Source organism: Bacillus sp. 2175 (assembly GCF_057812155.1).
Genome location: NZ_CM173819.1, coordinates 4,048,674 through 4,066,160, shown reverse-complemented (window position 1 = coordinate 4,066,160; position 17,487 = coordinate 4,048,674). Strand labels below are relative to the sequence as shown.

General features: G+C 36.6%; 18 protein-coding genes. All 18 read left to right on the top strand.

Annotation, left to right across the window (positions count from 1 at the left end):
• The first annotated feature begins 9 nt into the window (after nucleotides 1-9).
• Nucleotides 10-1,026: a heat-inducible transcriptional repressor HrcA gene (hrcA, locus tag ACXKY9_RS21060; RefSeq protein WP_000954941.1), complete on the top strand. Its 1,017-nt coding sequence runs from the start codon at nucleotides 10-12 to the stop codon at nucleotides 1,024-1,026.
• 114 nt (nucleotides 1,027-1,140) lie between these two features.
• On the top strand, nucleotides 1,141-1,707 hold the full coding sequence (gene grpE, locus ACXKY9_RS21055) for a nucleotide exchange factor GrpE (RefSeq protein ID WP_000392711.1): 567 nt from the start codon (nucleotides 1,141-1,143) through the stop codon (nucleotides 1,705-1,707).
• A 26-nt stretch (nucleotides 1,708-1,733) separates the two neighbouring features.
• Nucleotides 1,734-3,569, top strand: a complete 1,836-nt coding sequence (gene dnaK / locus ACXKY9_RS21050) for a chaperone protein DnaK (protein ID WP_000034700.1) — start codon at nucleotides 1,734-1,736, stop codon at nucleotides 3,567-3,569.
• Between the two features lie 204 nt (nucleotides 3,570-3,773).
• A complete protein-coding gene (dnaJ, locus tag ACXKY9_RS21045) occupies nucleotides 3,774-4,889 on the top strand; it encodes a molecular chaperone DnaJ (RefSeq protein ID WP_000043948.1) in 1,116 nt (371 codons plus the stop codon).
• Between the two features lie 28 nt (nucleotides 4,890-4,917).
• The gene (gene prmA, locus ACXKY9_RS21040; RefSeq protein ID WP_000872117.1) at nucleotides 4,918-5,856 is read left to right on the top strand and encodes a 50S ribosomal protein L11 methyltransferase; all 939 of its coding nucleotides are present in this window, start codon (nucleotides 4,918-4,920) and stop codon (nucleotides 5,854-5,856) included.
• A gap of 145 nt (nucleotides 5,857-6,001) precedes the next feature.
• The gene (locus tag ACXKY9_RS21035; RefSeq protein WP_001190159.1) at nucleotides 6,002-6,751 is read left to right on the top strand and encodes a 16S rRNA (uracil(1498)-N(3))-methyltransferase; all 750 of its coding nucleotides are present in this window, start codon (nucleotides 6,002-6,004) and stop codon (nucleotides 6,749-6,751) included.
• Between the two features lie 6 nt (nucleotides 6,752-6,757).
• A complete protein-coding gene (gene mtaB / locus ACXKY9_RS21030; protein WP_000108679.1) occupies nucleotides 6,758-8,110 on the top strand; it encodes a tRNA (N(6)-L-threonylcarbamoyladenosine(37)-C(2))-methylthiotransferase MtaB in 1,353 nt (450 codons plus the stop codon).
• A 320-nt stretch (nucleotides 8,111-8,430) separates the two neighbouring features.
• On the top strand, nucleotides 8,431-8,604 hold the full coding sequence (gene rpsU / locus ACXKY9_RS21025) for a 30S ribosomal protein S21 (protein WP_000048061.1): 174 nt from the start codon (nucleotides 8,431-8,433) through the stop codon (nucleotides 8,602-8,604).
• Between the two features lie 15 nt (nucleotides 8,605-8,619).
• Nucleotides 8,620-9,063 carry a GatB/YqeY domain-containing protein gene (locus tag ACXKY9_RS21020; RefSeq protein ID WP_000054562.1) on the top strand — a complete coding sequence of 148 codons (444 nt, stop codon included), beginning with the start codon at nucleotides 8,620-8,622 and terminating at the stop codon, nucleotides 9,061-9,063.
• 919 nt (nucleotides 9,064-9,982) lie between these two features.
• Nucleotides 9,983-10,276, top strand: coding sequence for a sporulation protein YqfC (yqfC, locus tag ACXKY9_RS21015; RefSeq protein WP_000732269.1), 294 nt, complete (start codon nucleotides 9,983-9,985; stop codon nucleotides 10,274-10,276).
• 161 nt (nucleotides 10,277-10,437) lie between these two features.
• Nucleotides 10,438-11,637 (top strand): sporulation protein YqfD, encoded by a 1,200-nt coding sequence (gene yqfD, locus ACXKY9_RS21010; protein WP_000792499.1) that lies wholly within the window; start codon nucleotides 10,438-10,440, stop codon nucleotides 11,635-11,637.
• A gap of 3 nt (nucleotides 11,638-11,640) precedes the next feature.
• Complete coding sequence (locus ACXKY9_RS21005; protein ID WP_000840499.1) at nucleotides 11,641-12,600, top strand: PhoH family protein; 960 nt, start codon at nucleotides 11,641-11,643, stop codon at nucleotides 12,598-12,600.
• A gap of 194 nt (nucleotides 12,601-12,794) precedes the next feature.
• The gene (locus ACXKY9_RS21000) at nucleotides 12,795-14,939 is read left to right on the top strand and encodes an HD family phosphohydrolase (protein WP_000091514.1); all 2,145 of its coding nucleotides are present in this window, start codon (nucleotides 12,795-12,797) and stop codon (nucleotides 14,937-14,939) included.
• Nucleotides 14,936-15,406, top strand: coding sequence for an rRNA maturation RNase YbeY (gene ybeY, locus ACXKY9_RS20995; protein WP_000054679.1), 471 nt, complete (start codon nucleotides 14,936-14,938; stop codon nucleotides 15,404-15,406). The genes ACXKY9_RS21000 and ybeY overlap by 4 nt, the downstream gene beginning before the upstream one ends.
• Nucleotides 15,403-15,756: a diacylglycerol kinase family protein gene (locus tag ACXKY9_RS20990; protein WP_000715469.1), complete on the top strand. Its 354-nt coding sequence runs from the start codon at nucleotides 15,403-15,405 to the stop codon at nucleotides 15,754-15,756. Before ybeY ends, ACXKY9_RS20990 begins: the two co-directional genes overlap by 4 nt.
• 99 nt (nucleotides 15,757-15,855) lie before the next feature.
• Nucleotides 15,856-16,254 (top strand): cytidine deaminase, encoded by a 399-nt coding sequence (locus ACXKY9_RS20985; RefSeq protein WP_001086282.1) that lies wholly within the window; start codon nucleotides 15,856-15,858, stop codon nucleotides 16,252-16,254.
• Entirely contained in the window at nucleotides 16,247-17,152 is a 906-nt protein-coding gene (gene era, locus ACXKY9_RS20980) for a GTPase Era (RefSeq protein ID WP_001080229.1), read from the top strand. The genes ACXKY9_RS20985 and era overlap by 8 nt, the downstream gene beginning before the upstream one ends.
• A gap of 176 nt (nucleotides 17,153-17,328) precedes the next feature.
• Complete coding sequence (locus ACXKY9_RS20975; RefSeq protein WP_000883924.1) at nucleotides 17,329-17,472, top strand: YqzL family protein; 144 nt, start codon at nucleotides 17,329-17,331, stop codon at nucleotides 17,470-17,472.
• The last annotated feature ends 15 nt before the right edge of the window (nucleotides 17,473-17,487 follow it).

Below are 17,487 nucleotides of genomic sequence, written 5' to 3'. Positions count from 1 at the left end.
GATGATGAGATGCTTACGGAACGTCAGCTCTTAATTTTACAAACAATTATTGATGACTTTATTGGATCAGCGCAGCCCGTTGGGTCTAGAACGTTGGCTAAAAAAGATGAAATTACATTTAGTTCAGCTACTATTCGAAATGAAATGGCGGACTTAGAAGAATTAGGTTTTATTGAAAAAACGCACAGTTCTTCTGGACGTGTTCCTTCTGAGAAAGGCTACCGATTTTATGTAGACCATCTTTTAGCACCGCAAAACTTACCGAACGCTGAAATTGTACAAATTAAAGATTTATTTGCTGAAAGAATTTTTGAAGCGGAAAAAATTGCACAACAATCTGCTCAAATTTTATCAGAACTTACGAATTATACGGCCATTGTTCTTGGACCGAAGTTAAGTACAAATAAACTTAAAAATGTACAAATTGTGCCGCTTGATCGTCAAACTGCTGTCGCTATTATTGTAACCGATACAGGGCATGTACAAAGTAAAACGATTACCGTTCCGGAATCTGTTGATTTATCAGATTTAGAAAAAATGGTTAATATTTTAAATGAAAAGCTATCTGGCGTACCGATGGAAGAACTTCATAATAAAATCTTTAAGGAGATTGTTACAGTTTTACGTGGGTATGTTCATAATTACGATAGTGCAATAAAAATGTTGGATGGTACATTTCAAGTTCCGTTATCGGAAAAGATATACTTTGGAGGAAAAGCAAATATGCTTTCGCAGCCAGAGTTCCATGACATTCAAAAGGTTAGATCTTTACTTACCATGATTGATAATGAAGCCGAATTTTATGACATTTTGCGTCATAAACAAGTCGGGATTCAAGTGAAAATTGGTAGGGAAAACTCTTCGACGGCTATGGAGGATTGTAGTTTAATTTCTGCAACATATTCGATCGGCGAAGAGCAACTTGGAACAATTGCTATTTTAGGTCCTACGAGAATGCAATATTCTCGTGTAATTAGTTTGTTACAGTTATTTACGAGACAATTTACTGATGGACTTAAAAAGTAAATGAGAGTAATACATTCGCTCAAGTGATGAAATTTTCATTGCTGTGTGTAATATATAATGCTTAGGTAATCATGCTATGCATGATACCTAATACCTTTTAAGGAGGTGAATATTGTGGAAGAGCGTAACGAACAAGTGGTAGAAGAAGTAAAAGAAGCGCAAGTTGAAGAAGCTGTCACACCAGAAAACAGTGAAGAAACTGTAGAAGAAAAAAGTGAGGCTGCTCTTTTACAAGAAAAAGTAGATGAGCTACAAGCGAAACTAACGGAAACGGAAGGTCGCACATTACGTCTACAAGCTGATTTTGAAAATTATAAGCGCCGTGTCCAAATGGATAAACAGGCTGCTGAAAAATATAGAGCACAAAGTCTAGTTTCAGACATCTTGCCAGCTCTTGATAATTTTGAAAGAGCAATGCAAGTGGAAGCGACTGATGAGCAAACGAAATCCTTGTTACAAGGTATGGAAATGGTGCATCGTCAATTGTTAGAAGCGCTGACTAAAGAAGGTGTGGAAGTGATTGAAGCTGTTGGTAAACAGTTTGATCCTAATGAACACCAAGCTATTATGCAAGTGGAAGATAGTGAATTTGAATCAAACGCGGTTGTGGAAGAATTCCAAAAAGGTTATAAACTAAAAGACCGTGTGATTCGCCCATCAATGGTAAAAGTAAATCAATAATTTACATAAAACTAGGAGGATTCGCCATGAGTAAAATTATCGGTATTGACTTAGGTACAACAAACTCTTGTGTAGCTGTTATGGAAGGTGGAGAACCAAAGGTTATCCCAAATCCAGAAGGAAACCGTACAACACCTTCTGTTGTAGCTTTCAAAAATGAAGAACGTCAAGTTGGGGAAGTTGCAAAGCGCCAAGCAATTACAAACCCAAATACAATCATGTCTGTTAAACGTCATATGGGTACAGACTACAAAGTAGAAGTTGAAGGTAAAGATTATACACCTCAAGAAATTTCTGCAATCATTTTACAAAACTTAAAAGCTTCTGCTGAAGCATACTTAGGTGAAACAGTAACGAAAGCTGTTATTACAGTACCTGCATACTTCAACGATGCAGAGCGTCAAGCAACGAAAGATGCTGGTCGTATTGCTGGTTTAGAAGTTGAGCGTATCATTAACGAGCCAACAGCAGCAGCACTTGCTTACGGTTTAGAAAAACAAGACGAAGAACAAAAAATCTTAGTATATGACTTAGGTGGCGGTACATTTGACGTATCTATCCTTGAGTTAGCAGACGGCACATTCGAAGTTATTTCAACTGCTGGTGACAACCGTCTTGGTGGCGATGACTTTGACCAAGTTATCATCGATCACTTAGTAGCTGAGTTCAAAAAAGAAAATAACATTGATTTAAGCCAAGATAAAATGGCGCTTCAACGCTTGAAAGATGCAGCTGAAAAAGCGAAAAAAGATCTTTCTGGTGTAACACAAACTCAAATTTCATTACCATTCATTAGTGCTGGAGCTGCTGGTCCATTACACTTAGAATTAACGTTAACAAGAGCGAAATTCGAAGAGCTTTCAGCAGGTCTTGTTGAAAGAACATTAGAGCCAACTCGTCGTGCATTAAAAGACGCTGGTTTTGCTCCAAGCGAATTAGATAAAGTTATTCTTGTTGGTGGATCTACTCGTATCCCAGCTGTACAAGAAGCTATTAAACGTGAAACTGGTAAAGAGCCATATAAAGGTGTAAACCCTGATGAAGTTGTAGCATTAGGTGCTGCAGTTCAAGGTGGCGTACTTACTGGTGATGTAGAAGGCGTTCTATTATTAGACGTAACTCCACTTTCTTTAGGTATTGAAACTATGGGTGGCGTGTTCACGAAATTAATCGAGCGTAACACTACAATTCCAACAAGTAAGTCACAAGTATTCTCGACAGCTGCTGATAATCAACCAGCAGTAGACATTCACGTATTACAAGGTGAGCGTCCAATGTCGGCTGACAACAAAACGTTAGGTCGTTTCCAATTAACTGACCTTCCACCAGCACCACGTGGTATTCCACAAATCGAAGTAACATTCGATATTGATGCGAACGGTATCGTTAACGTACGTGCGAAAGACTTAGGAACAAGCAAAGAGCAAGCTATTACAATCCAATCTTCTTCAGGTCTTTCTGATGAAGAAGTAGAACGTATGGTACAAGAAGCGGAAGCAAATGCTGACGCTGACCAAAAACGTAAGGAAGAAGTTGAACTTCGTAACGAAGCTGACCAACTTGTATTCCAAACAGACAAAGTTGTAAAAGATTTAGAAGGTAAAGTAGATGCAGCTGAAGTTGCAAAAGCAACAGAAGCGAAAGAAGCATTACAAGCTGCAATTGAGAAAAACGAGCTTGAAGAAATTCGTGCGAAAAAAGATGCTTTACAAGAAATCGTACAACAATTAACTGTTAAATTATACGAGCAGGCTCAAGCAGCTGCTGGTCAAGCAGAAGGTGCGCAAGGTGCACAAGATGCTGGCGCAAAGAAAGACAATGTAGTTGACGCTGAGTTTGAAGAAGTAAAAGAAGACAAGTAATTCAATTGTAAACATAATAAGTAAGATGACAAAAAGTCAAAGTCAAGCGTGCCTTGACTTTGGCTTTTTTCACGAATGAGAAGCGATGTGTGAGGATCTTAAGTTTTTCGCTTTGCATACTGTAAGTGAGGAAACTTTGTTGCAAAGCACTTTCTTTCGGTGTTAAAATTACGTTTATGTGAAAGATTCGGGGGTTGTAAATTTATGAGTAAACGAGACTATTATGAGGTCCTTGGACTTAGCAAGGGCGCTTCAACAGATGAAATTAAAAAAGCGTATCGTCGTTTGGCTAAAAAATACCATCCAGACGTAAGCAAAGAAGAAAATGCAATTGAAAAGTTTAAAGAAGTACAAGAAGCATACGAAGTGTTAAGTGATGATCAAAAGCGTGCACAGTACGATCAATTTGGTCATGCTGGTGCAAATCAAGGATTCGGTGGATTTGGCGGCGGAGGAGACTTCGGCGGTGGCTTCGGTTTTGAAGATATATTTAGTTCTTTCTTTGGCGGTGGCGGCGGCAGACGTCGTGATCCAAATGCTCCGCGCCAAGGTGCTGACTTACAATATCAAGTCACTTTAGATTTTGAAGAAGCTATTTTTGGTAAGGAATTAAATGTGGAAATTCCAGTAGAAGATCCATGTGATACTTGTAAAGGTAGTGGAGCAAAACCAGGAACTTCAAAAGAAACATGTAAACATTGTTCAGGCTCTGGTCAAGTGAGTGTAGAACAAAACACACCGTTTGGTCGTATCGTAAATCGTCAAGCTTGTGGTCATTGTTCAGGAACTGGACAAATTATTAAAGAAAAATGTACGACATGTCACGGTTCAGGTAAAGTTCGTAAACGTAAAAAAATCAATGTTAAAATTCCAGCGGGTATCGATAATGGTCAACAAATTCGTGTGTCTGGAAAAGGTGAAGCCGGCGTAAATGGCGGACCAGCAGGAGACTTATATGTTGTCGTTCATGTAAGAAGTCATGAATTCTTCGAGCGTGAAGGAGATCACATTATTTGCGAAATGCCATTAACATTTGCGCAAATGGCGCTTGGTGATGAAGTGGAAGTTCCTACTGTTCATGGTAAAGTGAAGCTGAAGATTCCAGCAGGAACACAAACTGGAACAGAATTCCGCTTAAAAGGAAAAGGTGCTCCGAACGTACGTGGATACGGCCAAGGAGATCAATATGTAGTCGTTCGTGTTGTTGTACCGACGAAATTGACTTCGCAGCAAAAAGATTTATTACGTGAATTTGCAGGACAAGAAGAGCAGGATGATAGTTTATTCGGAAAGCTTAAACGTGCTTTCAAAGGGGAATAATGGAAATAAAAAATGGAGTTGGTAAATTGTGAAATGGTCAGAAATTAGTATTCTTACAACAGAAGAAGCAGTAGAAGCTGTCTCTCATATTTTACATGAAGCTGGTGCTAGTGGAGTTGCGATTGAGGATCCAGCGGAGTTAACGAAAGAGCGCGAGCAACAATATGGTGAAATTTATGCATTGAACCCAGATGAATATCCGGCGGAAGGTGTATTAATAAAAGCGTATTTCCCGCAAACGGATTCTTTACATGAAACGATTGCAGGTGTAAAATCATCTATTGATGTGCTTCCATCTTACGACATCGAAATTGGTACTGGAAATATTACCGTTAACGAAGTCAATGAAGAAGATTGGGCTACTGCTTGGAAAAAATATTACCATCCAGTACAAATTTCTGATACATTCACAATCGTACCGACTTGGGAAGAATATACACCATCTTCTCCTGATGAAAAAATCATTGAATTAGACCCGGGTATGGCGTTTGGTACAGGAACTCATCCAACAACAACGATGTGTATCCGTGCTTTAGAAAAAACAGTACAGCCAGGTGACACTATTATTGATGTAGGAACAGGTTCTGGTGTACTTAGTATTGCGGCTGCAAAATTAGGTGCGTCTTCTGTTCAAGCATATGATTTAGATCCGGTTGCGGTTGAAAGTGCAGAAATGAATGTACGTTTAAATAAAACAGATGATATCGTGTCTGTTGGACAAAATAGTCTTTTAGAAGGCATTGAAGGTCCTGTTGATTTAATCGTAGCTAACTTATTAGCAGAAATTATTCTATTATTCCCTGAAGATGCAGCAAGAGTTGTGAAGTCAGGTGGATTATTTATTACATCGGGCATTATTGCTGCGAAGGAAAAAGTAATTTCTGAGGCGTTAGAACAAGCTGGATTTACAATTGAAGAAGTGTTACGAATGGAAGATTGGGTAGCAATTATTGCACGAAATGCGTAATATAGATTTTAGTCTATAATGAAAAGGGGGAGTCTCTCACTATAAGGTGAGAGACTTGCCGTTTGTTATATGAAAAATGATAACGTTTCGTTCTTTTCGTAAGTGTTGACTTACGAAAGGAACGAAACTCTACTAAGGTGATTATATGCAACGTTATTTTGTAGAAGAGAAATATGTAAATGAGACAAGTATTCGCATTGTAGGTGATGACGTACATCATATCGCAAGAGTGATGCGTATGTCAGCTGGTGATCATATTTATTGCTGTGTAAACGGAAAAACAGCAGTATGTTCAATTGATGAAATTACCAGTGAATTTATTAATACGGCTATTGTAGAATGGGTAGAGGCGTCAAGTGAACTTCCTGTTTTCGTGACGATTGCAAGTGGACTGCCAAAAGGAGACAAGCTAGAGTTAATTTTTCAAAAAGGAACTGAGCTTGGGGCAGCTGCATTCTTACCATTTCAAGCATCTCGCTCTATCGTAAAATGGGATGCGAAAAAAGCTGATAAAAAAGTTGAGCGTTTAAGAAAAATTGTGAAAGAAGCTGCGGAACAATCACATAGAAGTGAAATTCCAGAAGTACATGCTCCGGCATCATTTAAGCAATTGCTTTCAATGAGTGGTGAGTATGATGTTTGTCTTGTTGCTTACGAAGAGGAAGCAAAACAAGGTGAGAAATCTAATTTTGCGAAAGCTTTAACGACAATGAAACCAGGTCAAAAGCTATTGATTGTATTTGGCCCAGAAGGCGGTTTAGCTGAGGAAGAGATTACAGCGCTTCGTGAACATAAATTTGTACCATGTAGTTTAGGACCAAGAATTTTAAGAACAGAAACGGCGCCGTTATACGCGTTAAGTGCTGCTTCGTATCATTTTGAATTGATGGGGTGATGATCAATGTCAACTGTTGCGTTCCATACGTTAGGTTGTAAAGTAAACCACTATGAAACAGAAGCCATTTGGCAATTGTTTAAACAAGGTGGTTATGAAAGAACAGAATATGAAAAGAAAGCTGATGTATATGTTATTAACACATGTACAGTAACGAATACTGGGGACAAAAAAAGCCGTCAAGTAATCAGACGTGCTGTGCGTCAAAATCCAGATGCAGTTATTTGCGTAACGGGATGTTATGCACAAACATCTCCAGCTGAAATTATGGCGATTCCGGGTGTAGATATTGTAGTTGGTACACAGGATCGTGAAAAGATGTTAGGTTACATCGAAGAATTCCGTAAAGAGCGTCAACCAATTAATGCTGTCCGTAATATTATGAAAACACGTGTGTATGAAGAACTTGATGTACCTTATTTCACGGATCGTACACGTGCGTCTTTAAAAATACAAGAGGGTTGCAATAACTTCTGTACATTCTGTATCATTCCTTGGGCGCGTGGTTTAATGCGTTCTCGTGATGGAAAAGAAGTTATTAAACAAGCACAACAATTAGTGGATGCAGGCTATAAAGAAATCGTATTAACGGGTATTCATACAGGTGGATACGGCGAAGACATAAAAGATTATAACTTAGCTGGATTACTTCGTGATATGGAAGCGGAAGTAGGGGGATTAAAACGTCTTCGTATTTCTTCTATTGAAGCGAGTCAAATTTCAGATGAAGTAATTGAAGTGTTAGATAAATCTGAAGTAGTTGTACGCCACTTGCATATTCCGTTGCAATCTGGTTCTAATACTGTATTAAAACGTATGCGTCGTAAATATACGATGGAGTTCTTCCAAGAGCGTTTAGATCGTTTGAAAGAAGCGTTACCAGGCCTTGCGATTACATCTGACGTAATCGTTGGTTTCCCAGGTGAAACAGAAGAAGAATTCATGGAAACATACAATTTCATTAAAGAGAACCGCTTCTCTGAGTTACATGTGTTCCCTTACTCAAAACGTACAGGAACACCTGCAGCACGCATGGAAGATCAAGTTCCTGAAGATGTGAAGAATGATCGTGTTCATCGTTTAATTGAGCTATCTAATCAATTAGCGAAAGAATATGCATCAGCGTTTGAAGGTGAAGTGCTTGAAATCATTCCAGAAGAGCAATTTAAAGACGGCGACCGTGAAGGGTTATATGTAGGGTATACAGATAACTACTTGAAAATTGTATTTGAAGGATCAGAAGAATTAATTGGTAAGCTAGTGAAAGTGAAAATTACGAAAGCTGGTTATCCATATAACGAAGCGCAATTTGTTCGTGTTCTTGAAGATGATGTAAAAAAAGAATCAGCTAGCGCATAAAAAGAGCGTGCAACCGGAAACGGTTTGCATGCTTTCTTTATTTGAAGCGGTTAAGTACTATAAGGTGGGGAGGCGTTTCATGCATCCCTGTATGAAAAAAGATGAAATGATAAAAATATAGTTGTCTTCATCAGTAAAGGATACTAGCTATTTGCATAACTTTTGAAAAGGAAATGCTTCTATTCTTCTTTTATTCTGCCAAATAGTTGACCTGAAGTGATAAAATGTATTATAATCGTAAAAGACATGCTGAAGAAGTGTTTCTTTTTGCATGCTGAAGTTAGTATGTAAGTGTGATGTTTCGGAGGGAGGGAAAGAGAATGTCAAAAACAGTCGTTCGTAAAAACGAGTCTTTGGAGGATGCACTTCGCCGTTTTAAAAGATCGGTTTCTAAAACTGGTACACTTGCTGAAGCAAGAAAGCGCGAGTTTTATGAAAAACCAAGTGTAAAACGTAAGAAGAAATCTGAAGCGGCAAGAAAGCGTAAATTCTAAGAGAGGGTGTAAGTTATGAGTCTTCTCGGTCGTTTAAACGATGATATGAAACAAGCGATGAAGAATAAACAAAAAGAAAAATTAACCGTTATTCGTATGGTTAAGGCTGCTTTACAAAATGAAGGTATTAAACTGCAACATACTCTTACTGAAGAAGAGGAAATAACAGTTTTAGCTCGTGAAGTAAAACAGTATAAGGACTCCCTCCTTGAATTTAAAAAAGCTGGTCGTGAAGACCTTGTTAATAAACTGCAAAGTGAAATTCAGATTTTAAGCGCATATTTGCCAGAGCAATTAACTGAAGAAGAACTAGTTGATGTAATCAAGCAAGTTATTTCTGAAGTTGGTGCGACTTCTAAAGCAGATATGGGTAAGGTGATGACTGCTGTTATGCCGAAAGTAAAAGGTAAAACAGACGGATCACTTGTGAATAAGCTGGTTATCCAGCTATTAGCGTAAAAAAACGTCTCATTTCGTATGAGACGTTTTTTTATTGTTCTTATTAAGGAGAAACGCTATATTGCTTAAAAAGGGTTTCTATAAGTGATAGAAACCCCTCTAGTTAAAGTTTCAATTTATTATTTCCTTGTATAATTCCGATTCTACACCTATTCTTACTTCCTTGACTAAAACTTCTTTCGCAAATAAAAGCTAAGTACCGAACCTTCTGAAAATCAGATTGAAGTTTTATAGCTTGCTCTTCAGCATAATCCTCAAAGGTAACGAAAGAGATTCTAACTATTTTAGATTTTGCATCAGTTGCATAAAATGGCCGGATATTACTGTCGATAATTTGTTTTATAACATTCGAAATTTCTTGACTAAAGCCAATTTACTTTCGTATTTCCTCATTTATTAATTCATTTTTTAATGAACCCTAATATTTTTTGAAATTCATATAACAACCATCTATAAAATATTCTTACTTACAACGTAACATTCAGAGTGGAGAAATTTTCTTTTTTTTTGATTTTATCCCTCATTAACGGGCAGCCCGATTGGTGAGGGGGGATTAAAGTTTCACTTTATCTCATTTGTCCAATAAATGACAACTACTTATTCTATGGTCAGTATGTCACATCCAGAACGAATTGTAACAGTTTTTTTCAAGTTTCTAACTTCTCGCTAGGCTCAATTTCTTAATGTAACTTGTACTGATATCCTGTAGGGGCGCATATTCTTGTATTAATACTTCTATTATTAAAGGTAACATCCTCTGATCCATCATTGTCCTGACAAATATGATTTCATATAGCGACTGTTTTAATTAACATGATATGAACTCTTACAGAATATAGTTATGTTAGTGAAGTCGTTATAACACGATAGGCACTTGTGAAGAAATACATATATATGGGATGAGAGGGGGTCTTTCGAGATGAAGAAATTAGAACAAATGAAAAATTGGTTGACAAAACAAGTAGACCTACCAGTGGATGTATTAATGGATCTACCTCGGATTACTCTTGTTGGGCAAATACATATTTATATAGAAAATCATCGGGGGTTATTAGTGTTTTCAGATAAAGAAGTGCGATTACTTTTAAAACACGGTCAATTATTAATTAAAGGACAATCCTTTGTTATTAAAACGATTCTTCCAGAAGAGCTTTTGCTCGAAGGGATAATTGAGCAAGTAACATTTTTAGAAAATGAAAAAAAAGGTGATTGAAGTGAAACTTCCATTTGTGAAGTTTTTCTTCTTTATCCTGTAAAAGTTCCGTTGATAGAGACTGATTACAGTTTTACTCGGTTTCATTTTAGTACGAGCTATTTTAATGTTTCAAATAAAAAGTAGTATATCTACTTTTAGAAAGGTAGTGAAGGTGGTAAATGAAAAATAAATGGTTTATAAAGTGGCTTGGATATGTAAAAGTGCGAATTGAAGGTAGAGGAGCGGAACGGTTTGTTAATGAATGTGTACGGAGGAATTTATTAGTTTGGGATGTTAAAAAGATAGCTGATGAAACGTTAGTTTTTTGTATGTTGTTACGCGATGTGAAAAAAATAAAACCAATTTATAGAAAAAATGAATGTAAATTATATTTTATTGGACGTTATGGTTTTCCTTTTTGGAATAAGCGTTTAATTAAAAATAGTGGATTTTTAATTGGTTTTTTAATTTTCTTTTTTGGTGTGATTGCAATGTCAAATATGGTTTGGAAAATTGAAATTACAGGAGCAAAACCTGAAACGGAATATATATTGATGAAAGAATTGGATAAAATGGGTATTAAAAAAGGGAAACTACAATTTCAAATGCCGAATGTAGAAGATGTACAACGCCATTTGACAGATAATATTAATGCCATTACTTGGGCGGGACTAGAAGTAAGAGGAACGACGTATCATTTTAAAATTGTTGAAAAAAACGAACCGAAGAAAGAAAAGGAACAAAGGCCGCAAAATTTAGTAGCAAAAAAAGAAGCGATTATTACAAAGACGTTCGTAGAAGTTGGAAAGCCGGTTGTACTGAAAAATGATCATGTAGAAAAAGGGCAGATTCTCGTATCAGGAATATATGGTAATGAGGAAAGTCCGACGATTGTTTCAGCGAAAGGTATTGTGTATGGAGAAACGTGGTATACATCTAAGGTGGATGTCCCGTTAAAGACGCAATTCCAAGTGTATACTGGTAATGTATACAATGAACATTTTCTTAAATTTGGGGATACGAAAATAAAAATATGGGGATTTCAGCATGATAAGTATAAACGCTCTCGTACTGAAAGTGTAAAACATGATGTGAAATTATTTGGTTTTACACTGCCGATTGCATATGAAAAAGATGTTGTGAGAGAAGAGGAAGAAGCGAATCGAGAATATACAGAAAAGCAAGCGCTGAAAGTAGCGAAAGAGATGGCCGAAAAAGAACTAAAGAAAAAATTGGATGAACATGCTATGATTGTAAGTGATAAGATTTTGAGTAAAGAGGTTGAGGCGGGTCAACTAAAGGTCACATTGCATTATACTGTGGTTGAAAATATTGCAGAGCCACAACCAATATCCGAATCCGATATTCAAGGAGACTGAGTAATGGCAGAACAATTAGTAGAAATGAACCAAAAATTGGAAAATACTAACGAAGCAATCGCTCTTTTTGGAGTCAATGATGCACATTTAAAAGTAATTGAACGAGAACTGAATGTATCGATCGTAACTAGAGGAGAAACTGTTCATGTATCTGGGGCAGTTGAAACGGTGACACTCGTAGAAAAAATCTTACAGCAATTACTTGTTGTAATTCGTAAAAGTATATCAATTTCAGAGAGAGATGTTGCGTATGCAATTCAGCTTGCACAACAAGGGAAAATTGCTCAATTTGAAGAGTTATATGAAGAAGAAATTTTCAAGACTGCAAAAGGTAAATCCATTCGTGTAAAAACAATGGGGCAAAGACGATATATTCATGCGATGAAGAAGAATGATATTGTCTTTGGGATAGGGCCTGCAGGAACTGGAAAAACATACTTAGCTGTAGTAATGGCTGTGAGGGCTTTAAAACAAGGGTATGTAAAGAAAATTATTTTAACAAGACCTGCTGTAGAAGCTGGAGAAAATTTAGGTTTTTTACCAGGGGATTTGAAAGAGAAGGTAGATCCATACTTACGCCCATTATATGATGCCTTACATGATATTCTTGGACAAGAATATACGCAGCGTATGATGGAGCGAGGAGTAATTGAAATCGCGCCGCTTGCTTATATGAGGGGGCGTACGCTTGATGATTCATTTGTTATTTTAGATGAGGCTCAAAATACAACGGGTGCTCAAATAAAAATGTTTTTAACAAGATTAGGTTTTAGTTCTAAAATGGTTATTACAGGGGATCCTTCACAAGTAGACTTGCCAAAAGGGGTAAAATCAGGACTATCTATAGCTGCTAATATTTTATCTGATGTATCAGGTCTGTCATTTATTACATTAGAACAAACGGACGTTGTGAGACATCCATTGGTGCAACGTATTATTGAGGCATATGATAAAATGGAATGATCCTATTTGTCAGGATCATTTCTTTTTGTATGATAAGGTTGGCGAACGTCATATTTTTTACTATCATGAAAGATAAGGAAAATAAACTATAGGTACTAGTGTATAAAATGTTGCCTCAAAGTATCGTTTGGTAGAAGAAATGAAAGCTATAAATAGTTTCACTTTATTTCTGGAGAGGAGAAGGTATTGAAATCATGTCAAGATCTCAAGAAATTTCTAAGTGGTTTCGTAATTTACAACATTCGAAAAAACTAAGTTGGATTTCTTACGTTGTATTAGGAGCAGTGCTGTTTTTTGCGCTTATGAATAATGTAAAACCAGAGCAATTAGATGTTAATATGTATTCTATTGCGAAAAAGACAATCCATTCTCCTATAAAAATTGAAGATAAAGTTACAACGGATAAAAAGAAAAAAGAAGCCGCTACAAAAGTTGAAGATCAATATACATATAAAAGTGAGTATAAACAAAACAAAGTTGATATTGTGAATGACGTTTTTGCTAAAGTGGATGAAGTGGTGCAAGAGATTAAAGCTGTTGGACCGGATGATCAAAAAAAGATGACTGATGCTGAGAAAGTGGAGAAGTTAAAAAAGAAACTACCCGCTGACTTAACGAAAGAATTATCTGATTCAAACTTACTAAGTTTGATTAATGCAGATTCGAGCCAATTAGTATTAGCGAAAGATGCTGCGGTCACAGCGATTAATAGTATCATGACTGAGCATATTAAAATGGACGAATTGAAAGATGCGAAAGAACGATATGTAAGTGAGATGAATAGTGTTAATGTTGATAATGGTTTAAAAGAGTCAATTAAGGCGCTAGGAAGATATGCAATTTCAGCAAACTATTTTTATGACCCGATCTTAACGAAAGAGAAAAGAAAAGCAGAGGAAGATTTAGTTCCACCTGTTTATATTCTTCAAGGACAAGTTCTTGTTAGAGAAGGTGAAACAATTTCAAGTGATGTGTATAATCAGTTGAAATTAGTTGGTTTGTTAGAAAAAGGGAACGGCTTTCAACCTTATGTTGGATTAGCGGTACTCATTGGTGTGTTACTATACTTTATGCATAAACAATTTGAATTATTTTTAAAGAGAAAAAGAGAAGATAGACCGTATGTTTTAGCGTATATTACAATTTTGTCTATCACAATCGTCTTAATGAAAATCATTAGTTTGTTTCAAAAACTTGAATACGCGGGGATTGCATATGTTGTCCCAGTTGCGATGGGAACAATACTTGTAAAACTAATGATTGGTGATCGATTTGTCTTTTTAACGAGTATGATTTTTTCTGTATGCGGAAGTATTATGTTTAATGAAGGAGTAACGAGTACATTAAATTATAGTGTAGGGATTTACGTATTGTTAAGTTCATTATCGGTTAGTATTTTCTTGCGAGAAAAAAATCGTCGTACAATGATTTTACAAGCTGGTATACTCGTTTCTGTATTAAATGTAGTCGTATTGGCGGCGCTCTTATTATTACGTAATGGGAATTTTTCGCCTCTTGAAATTGGTACGCAATTATTAATGGCTTCACTTTCAGGGATTATATCATCCGTTTTGGCTATGGGGATTTTACCATATTTAGAAAGTGGACTTGGAATCGTATCAAGCATGAAGCTTATGGAACTATCAAGTCCAAATCATCCGCTTTTACGCAGAATTTTGTTAGAAGCGCCAGGGACATATCATCATAGTGTAATGGTAGCGAATCTTTCTGAGGCTGCTTGTGAAGCAGTCGGGGCAAATGGTGTATTAGCGCGTGTAGGGGCATATTATCATGATGTAGGAAAAACAGTACAACCGCAATTTTTTATTGAAAACCAAATGGGAATTGAAAACCCGCATGATAAATTAGATCCTGTAACGAGTAAAGATATTATAATTGCTCACGTAACGGATGGAGTAAGAATGCTCGAAGAATATCATATTCCACAAGAAATTATTGATATCGCTGGGCAACATCACGGTACAACGTTACTGAAATATTTTTATTATAAAGCTATTAAAGAAGATAAAGAAAAATATACAGAAGAGATGTTCCGTTATCCAGGTTCAAAAGCAACTTCGAAAGAATCGGCAATTGTTGGTATTGCTGATAGTGTAGAAGCTGCGGTACGTTCTATGAATCACCCAACGCCAGAACAAATTAATAATTTGGTGCAAAGTATTATTAAAGATCGACTACAAGACGGTCAATTTAGTGAATGTGATTTGACGTTTAAGGAACTACAAATCGTTGGAAAAACGTTGTGTGAAACGTTAAATGGTATTTTCCATTCGCGTATTACATATCCGGAACTTCCGGAAGAAAAGGAGAAAGAATGAGTTTGTTAATTGATTTTATTGATGAAACAGAAGAAGTAAAAGAAGCGTATATGAGTTTAATTCGTGAAGTGTTAGAAAAAGCAGCTCAAATGGAAAATATCGAGGATGGTGCGGAGGTATCGGTGACATTTGTAGATAATGAGCGCATTAGAGAAATTAATCGTGATTACCGAGATAAAGATCAACCTACAGATGTAATATCCTTTGCGATGGAAGAAATGGGAGAAGGAGAAATGGAGATTGTTGGTGCAGAGATGCCACGCATGTTAGGTGATCTTATTATCTCTATTCCAAGGGCGAAAGAGCAAGCTGAAGAGTACGGACATTCTTTCGATCGTGAACTTGGATTTTTGGCATTACATGGCTTTTTACATTTACTTGGTTATGATCACATGACAGAAGAAGATGAAAAAGAAATGTTCGGAAGACAAAAAGAAATTTTAGAAGCTTTTGGATTAGGACGATGAAAAAAGGAAAACTTATAGATAGTTTTGGATATGCTATAGCTGGTATATTCTTTTGTTTTCGTCATGAGCGAAATATGAAAATCCATTATTTAGCCGCAGTCATTGTTATATGCTGCGGCTTTTATTTCCATATTACGAGAACAGAGTGGATGATATTACTTATTGTAATAGGGAGTGTAATGAGTTTAGAAATGGTAAATACGGCTGTGGAAAAAACAGTAGATTTAGCGACTGCCGATATTCATCCATTTGCAAAAATTGCAAAGGATGTTGCGGCAGGAGCGGTTTTATTGTTTGCAATTATAGCTGTTATAATTGGTGCTATTATCTTTTTACCGTATATGGTATAGTTGCATTCCGAAGCTTTTATTAAGCTTTGGAAGTGCCGTAAGGGGCTTTAATGAGAGAGTGTACCTCTTCATAGCTGTGAACAGGAAGGATGCGGGAATATGAATAGTAAACAATTAATTCTAGAAGCAATCGAAGCGCGTAAACAAGCGTACGTACCATATTCTAAATTTCAAGTAGGTGCAGCACTATTAACGCGCGATGGAAAAGTATATCGTGGATGTAATGTTGAGAATGCATCATATGGCTTATGTAATTGTGCTGAAAGAACAGCTTTATTTAAGGCGGTTTCTGAAGGAGATAAAGAATTTGTAGCCATTGCGGTTGTAGCAGATACAAAGCGCCCAGTACCTCCTTGTGGAGCATGTCGACAAGTTATGGTAGAATTATGTAAACAGGATACGAAAGTATACTTAACAAATTTACATGGTGACGTTCAAGAGACGACAGTCGGAGAATTGTTACCAGGAGCATTTTTAGCGGAGGATTTACATGAATAGAAAAGGTTATAAATCAGGTTTTGTCTCTATTATTGGCAGACCGAATGTTGGGAAATCTACATTTTTAAATCGTATTATCGGCCAGAAAATTGCTATTATGAGTGATAAGCCACAAACGACTCGTAATAAAATTCAAGGTGTATATACAGAAAATGATGCACAAGTTATTTTCATTGATACACCAGGAATACATAAACCTAAACATAAACTAGGCGACTTCATGGTGAAGATGGCGCAAACGACATTAAAAGAAGTTGATATCGTTCTGTTTATGGTTAATGCTGTCGAAGGCTTTGGTCGTGGTGAAGAATTCATCATCGAGAAGTTAAAAGAAACGAAACAACCAGTATTTTTAGTAATTAATAAAATTGACCAACTTCATCCAGAGCAATTACTAGAGTTAATTGATCAATATCGTAAACTACATGAGTTTGCAGAGATTGTACCAATTTCTGCGTTAGACGGTAATAATGTGGACGCTTTAATTGGAACAATTAAAAAGTATTTACCAGAAGGACCACAATACTATCCAGATAATCAAGTAACGGATCATCCGGAGAGATTTATTATTGCAGAGCTTATTCGTGAGAAAGTACTACATTTAACACGTGAAGAAGTGCCGCATTCTGTGGCTGTTGTTATCGATGCGATTCAAAAGCGTGAGGGCGGGGCAGTTTATATAAATGCAACGATTGTTGTTGAACGTGCATCACAAAAAGGAATCATCATCGGAAAACAAGGGAAAATGTTAAAAGAAGTTGGTAAGCGAGCTCGTTTTGATATTGAAGCGCTACTTGGTTCTAAAGTATTTTTAGAAGTATGGGTAAAAGTGCAAAAAGATTGGCGTAATAAAATGTCTCAGCTTCGTGACCTAGGTTTCCGCGAGGATGAGTACTAAAATAGAGTCAAGCTGTAATCAGTGGATGGTTGGTTCATCCACTGATTATTGGTTTTTATGAACTTTGATAAATTAGGAAAAATTTTTCTCACATGAAAATGGACAAAATGGGTCAATTTAATAACAACAAAGGAAATTGGTTTATAGGCTACGCTTATTGAGAAAGGTGGATTCTTATGCTAGATTTTACCTGGAAGTTTTTCTCCAAAACAGGAAGCATTGAAACGTACTTGCTTTTGAAAGAAATGGAAAAAGACGTAAACGATGAGATGGATCAACATGAAGAGGAGCTAGCGCATCTAGACTCTCCAATTTCTTGACCCGTTTTGTTCAAA